Origin of the sequence: Deinococcus pimensis DSM 21231, from assembly GCF_000519345.1 — a bacterium.
Taxonomy (GTDB): Bacteria; Deinococcota; Deinococci; order Deinococcales; family Deinococcaceae; genus Deinococcus_A; species Deinococcus_A pimensis.
Window position 1 is genome coordinate 8,232 of the sequence record NZ_KI912680.1, and the last position, 4,831, is coordinate 13,062.

5 protein-coding genes are annotated in these 4,831 nt (G+C 69.1%); 3 read left to right on the forward strand and 2 right to left on the reverse strand.

Annotated elements, in window-relative coordinates; genetic code table 11:
• Positions 1-492: hypothetical protein (locus tag DEIPI_RS40780; RefSeq protein ID WP_045235306.1), on the forward strand; the 492-nt coding region annotated here is incomplete at its 5' end.
• A gap of 52 nt (positions 493-544) precedes the next feature.
• Here the strand turns inward: DEIPI_RS40780 and DEIPI_RS0126805 are convergent.
• Both DEIPI_RS0126805 and DEIPI_RS0126810 read right to left on the reverse strand, forming a co-directional pair.
• Positions 545-1,759 (reverse strand): vWA domain-containing protein, encoded by a 1,215-nt coding sequence (locus DEIPI_RS0126805; protein ID WP_027483815.1) that lies wholly within the window; start codon positions 1,757-1,759, stop codon positions 545-547.
• Between the two features lie 99 nt (positions 1,760-1,858).
• Positions 1,859-3,298, reverse strand: coding sequence for a sigma 54-interacting transcriptional regulator (locus DEIPI_RS0126810; protein WP_027483816.1), 1,440 nt, complete (start codon positions 3,296-3,298; stop codon positions 1,859-1,861).
• Positions 3,299-3,527: 229 nt separating this feature from the next.
• On the opposite strand from DEIPI_RS0126810, the gene DEIPI_RS0126815 reads away from it, so the two are divergent.
• Together DEIPI_RS0126815 and DEIPI_RS0126820 are read left to right on the forward strand one after the other, a co-directional pair.
• Positions 3,528-4,253 carry a queuosine precursor transporter gene (locus DEIPI_RS0126815; RefSeq protein WP_045235307.1) on the forward strand — a complete coding sequence of 242 codons (726 nt, stop codon included), beginning with the start codon at positions 3,528-3,530 and terminating at the stop codon, positions 4,251-4,253.
• 51 nt (positions 4,254-4,304) lie between these two features.
• On the forward strand, positions 4,305-4,805 hold the full coding sequence (locus DEIPI_RS0126820) for a thioredoxin-like domain-containing protein (RefSeq protein ID WP_027483818.1): 501 nt from the start codon (positions 4,305-4,307) through the stop codon (positions 4,803-4,805).
• The last annotated feature ends 26 nt before the right edge of the window (positions 4,806-4,831 follow it).

Sequence of the window (4,831 nt, forward strand, 5' to 3'; positions counted from 1 at the left end):
GCGCAGATCGAGGTGTTGCGCGCCCTCCTGCGGGCCCGCCCGGCGCTGCCCTCCCGGGACGCGACCCTGCCGTACCTGCCCACCGCCTTCGCCGGGCAGGTCCTGCACGGCGCCGTGCGCTTCCTCGACTTCCCGGGCGGCGCGGGCGTCCGGTATCTCGTCGCGTACAGCCAGGAGGTCGCGCCGCTCACGCGCGGGCAGGTCTTCTATACCTTCCAGGGCCTCACCCGCGACGGGAAGTACCTCGTGTCCCTCGACCATCCCGTGGACGTACCGTTCCTGCCGCGTGACCTGTTCGGCGCGGGCGTGCCCGCCCGCGAGCGGGACCTGCTCGCCACGCTCGAACGGGGCGGAACGGACGTGGACGCCGCCTACCGCGCCTACACCCGTGACGTCGCCCGTCAGCTCGACGCGCTGGGCGCGTCCCCGGCCCTCGCCCGGCTCGACGCGGTCGCGCGCAGCGTCACCCTGACCGCCCCGAAGGGCCGCTGAGCACGGCGAAAGGGCGCACCGCGGGAGCGGTACGCCCTTCCCGGGTCCGGGTCTAGTTGACGACCTTCGTCTTGTTGCTCATGTAGTCCATCAGCACGTACTGACCGATGTTCGCGGGCGTCGTGAAGTACGCCTTGCCCTTCGTCATCTCAGAGACGCGCCGCACGAACGCGATGAGCTCCGCGTCGCGCGCCAGCATGAACGTGTTGATCTGGATGCCGCTGCGGCGGCAGTTCGCCACCTCCCGCAGCGTCTGCCCCAGCACGTACGGGTCGAGGCCGTACGCGTTCTTGTAGATGCGTCCGTCCGGCAGCGTCAGCGCGCTCGGCTTGCCGTCCGTGATCATCACGATCTGCTTCATGTCCTTGTTCTCGCGCTTGAGGAGCTGCTGCGCGAGCCGCAGACCGCCCGCCGTGTTCGTGTGGTACGGCCCGATCTGCGCCTGCGCGAGCTTCCCGAGCGGCACCTCCTCGGCGCTGTCGTGGAACAGCACGAAGCGCAGGCTGTCACCGGGGTAGCTCGTGCGGATGAGGTGCGCGAGCGCGAGCGCCACCTGCTTGGCGGGCGTGAAGCGGTCCTCGCCGTACAGGATCATGCTGTGCGAGCAGTCCAGCAGCACCACCGTCGCGGCGCTGCTGCTGTACTCCGCCTGCCGGATCACGAGGTCCGACTCGCTGGCGTTCTCGAAGCCCTTGCTGATCACGTTCGACAGGGTCGCGGTGGTGTCGAGGTTCAGGGTGTCGCCGAACTCGTAGCTCTTGAGCTCGCCCGTCACGTCGATGCCGCTCGCGTAGTCGCGCGTGTCGTGGTTGCCCGCGCTGGAACGACCCAGACCGCCCATCAGGTCACGCAGGCTGTTGTAGCCGAGGAAGTCGATGCTCTTGTCCGTCAGCTGGAAGCGCGCCTCGCCCGGGTCGCCCTGCCCGCCCTGGCCGCCCTCCTGATCGTCGAACTCCTTGCGGATGAAGCCGTCCATCTGCAGGCGGTCCATCATGCGACGGATCTGCTCCCCGAGACGCGACTCCTGCACGTTCTCGGCGTTCATCGCCTCCTCCAGCATGTCCTCCGGGATGAGGTCGCGGTCCACGAGGGCCTGCAGGATCGCGTCGAACAGGTCGTCCATGCTGGGACGCGCGTCCGGATCGGGATCCCACGGGTCGTTGAGGCCCTGCCCCAGCATCGCCTCCTGGATCATCTGCATCAGTTCGGCGGACTCGATCTGGTCGAGTTCGCCCTCGAATTTGCTGTAACGGGTGGTGCGCGGCATGGCGTGCTCGGCTTTCAGCAATCAGCAGTCAGGGGATCAGGAGGCTCGGTGGACGCGGCCAGTCTGCTGACTGCTGACGGCTGACCGCTGACCACGTCCTCAGTTCCAGCGCCCGCCGCGTCCCTTGACGGTCTCCTTCTCGGGGGCGGCGTAGGTCTCCTCGGCGCGCGAGAGGCGCTTGCGGCCGTACAGGCCCTCGAGGACGAACTCGGCGGCGGCGACGCGGTGCGCGTCCGAGGATCCCTCGGCGAGCGCCACGGCGAGGTCCATCAGGCCGGGCACGTTCCGGAGTTCCGCGAGGGCCCCGGTGCCGCCCTCCTGCGGAACGCGGAAGACGTTGCCGTCCTCGAACCAGTCCTCCGTCTCCTTCGTGTCCGCGCTGCCCATGCGGCGCGAGAACACCGCCCCGGCGGCCTTGCGGATGATCTCGCGCGCGACGTTCTCGGCGCCCTTGAGTTCACCCTCGTACTCGAGCTCCATCTTGCCGGTGATGGCCGGGAGGCCCGCGTAGATGTCCGCGACCCGCGCGACCGGCTCGTCGCCGGAGCGCAGGGTGCGCTGCTCCGCGTTGGCCGAGGTCACCTCCATCAGGCTGATCGGCAGGCGCTGCGACACGCCCGACAGCTTGTCCACGCGGCTGTCCTCGCGCGCCTGGAAGGCGATCTCCTCGATGAGCTCCGCGACGTACGACGGCACCGCCACGCCCTCCTCGCGGTAGGCTTCCTGCGCGGTGATGTCCATGCCGAGCTCCACCGTTTTCGGGTAGTGCGTGCGGATCTCGGAGCCGATGCGGTCCTTGAGGGGCGTGACGATCTTGCCGCGCGCCGTGTAATCCTCCGGGTTCGCGCTGAAGACCAGCATCACGTCGAGCTCCAGCCGGATGGGGTAGCCCTTGATCTGGACGTCGCCCTCCTGAAGGATGTTGAAGAGCGCCACCTGCACCTTCGGCGCGAGGTCCGCGAGCTCGTTCACGGCGAAGATGCCGCGGTTGGCGCGCGGCAGCAGCCCGAAGTGCATGCTGCGCACGTCCCCGAGGGCGGTGCCCAGGCGGGCCGCCTTGATCGGGTCGACGTCGCCGATGAGGTCCGCGACGGTCACGTCGGGCGTCGCGAGCTTCTCCACGTAGCGGTCGTCGCGGCGCACCCAGCGGATCGGGAGCTCCATGCCGTGCGTCTCGAGCATCGCGCGCCCCTCGGCGCTGACCGGGTTGAGGGGGTCGTCGTTCATCTCGCTGTGCTCGATGGCGGGCACCTCCTCGTCGAGGAGGGTGGTGATGGCGCGCAGGATGCGGCTCTTCGCCTGCCCGCGCAGGCCCAGCAGGATGAAGTTCTGACGGGCCAGCAGCGCGTTGACGAGCTGCGGCACGACGCTCTCCTCGAAGCCCACGATGCCCGGAAACAGCTCTTCTCGGTTTTTCAGCTTGCGGACGAGGTTCGAACGGACCTCGTCCTGAACCGTGCGGCTCTTCCCGTCGAAGGGACGGCGGCCCACGTACTCGGGCAGTTGGAGCAGCTCGGCCAGTGTACTCGCGTGCGGCATTGATCCTCCGGAAATGATCGCAACAAAAAAGTGGCGGCAGGACGGACGAAATCGCGTGGTGGAAGCGCTCCTCGACGCTAGCACGCGTTCGTGGGCGTTGACTGTGTTGATGTGACGTGTTCGCGCCGTGCGCTACCCTGCTCGGTGGCCCCGGCCTGTCCCGCCGGAGCACCGCCCACGCGGTGGGGCCGCCCGCGGGAACCGCGCGGCCCGCCTCAAGGAGAGCCGCATGTCACGCCAGCCTCAGCCCACGCCGGACGCCCCCGGACGTCCCCGCCACCTCGACCTCATCATGGGCGCGTTCGCCGTGACGCTCGTGGTGTCCAACGTCGCCTCCACGAAGGTCGCGACGCTCGACCTCGGCGGCTGGAAGCCCGTCTTCGACGGCGGCACCTTCCTGTTTCCGCTGACGTACATCTTCGGTGACGTCCTGACCGAGGTGTACGGCTACGCCCGATCGCGGCGCGTCATCTGGTTCGGCCTCGCGATGACGCTCCTCGCGTCCGTCACGCTGGGCCTCGTGTCGCTCCTGCCCACCGGCCCCGACAGTCCCACCGCCGGGGCGTTCGAGAAGGTCGCGGGCTTCGTGCCGCAGATCGTCCTCGCGAGCCTCGTCGCGTTCTTCGTGGGCGAGTTCCTCAACGCGTACGTCCTCGCGCGCCTCAAGGTCGCCACGGCGGGACGCTGGCTGTGGACCCGCACGATCGGCTCGACGCTCGTCGGGCAGGCGGCGGACACGCTCACCTTCACGCTCCTCGCGTTCGGTCTGGGCGCGAACGCCCTGCCCCCGGCGGTGCTGTGGTCCATCATCCTCTTCAACTACGTCTACAAGGTCGGCCTGGAGGTCGTGCTGACGCCCGTCACGTACGCCGTCGTGCGCTTCCTCAAGCGCGCCGAGGGCGTGGACGCCTTCGACCGCGGCACGAACTTCAATCCCTTCCGGCTGCGCGGGTAGGGCGTGCGGTCCGGGACACTCCACCCGCGCGCGTCTGGTAGCTTGAGGCGGATGAAGAAAGCCGGACTTCTGATCGCCCTCGTGGGCGCGCTCACCGCCTGCGGCGGGAGCGGCAGCATCGAGGGCCTCAAGACCTTCAAGTACCAGGGCGGGCAGCACAAGGACGGCCGCGTCGAGTACACCGAGACGCCGCCCGTGGGCGGCACGCACAACTTCCGCTGGCAGAACTGCGGGGTGTACGACGCGCCCATCGCGAACGAGTACGGCGTGCACTCGCTGGAGCACGGCGCCGTGTGGATCACGTATCGCGAGGGCCTCGCGCAGGACCAGGTGGACAAGCTCAAGAAGCTCGTGGACGGGCACAGCTACACCATCCTGTCGCCCTACCCGGACCTGCCGAGCCCCGTCGTCGCGAGCGCGTGGAACAACCAGGTCGCGGTGGAGAACGCCGACGACGCTCGTCTCGCGGCGTTCGTCCGCAAGTTCGAGAGCGGCACCCAGGCGCCCGAGCGTGGCGCGGCCTGCTCCGGCGGCGTCAGCGACACGTTCTAGTCCTCGCGGGCGGGGCGGGCGGAGTT

Excerpts from the sequence above, each read along its gene's own strand:
- DEIPI_RS0126810 (WP_027483816.1), bottom strand. The coding sequence starts at position 3,298 with ATGCCGCACGCGAGTACACTGGCCGAGCTGCTCCAACTGCCCGAGTAC.
- DEIPI_RS0126815 (WP_045235307.1), top strand. The coding sequence starts at position 3,528 with ATGTCACGCCAGCCTCAGCCCACGCCGGACGCCCCCGGACGTCCCCGC.
- DEIPI_RS0126805 (WP_027483815.1), bottom strand. The coding sequence starts at position 1,759 with ATGCCGCGCACCACCCGTTACAGCAAATTCGAGGGCGAACTCGACCAG.
- DEIPI_RS0126820 (WP_027483818.1), top strand. The coding sequence starts at position 4,305 with ATGAAGAAAGCCGGACTTCTGATCGCCCTCGTGGGCGCGCTCACCGCC.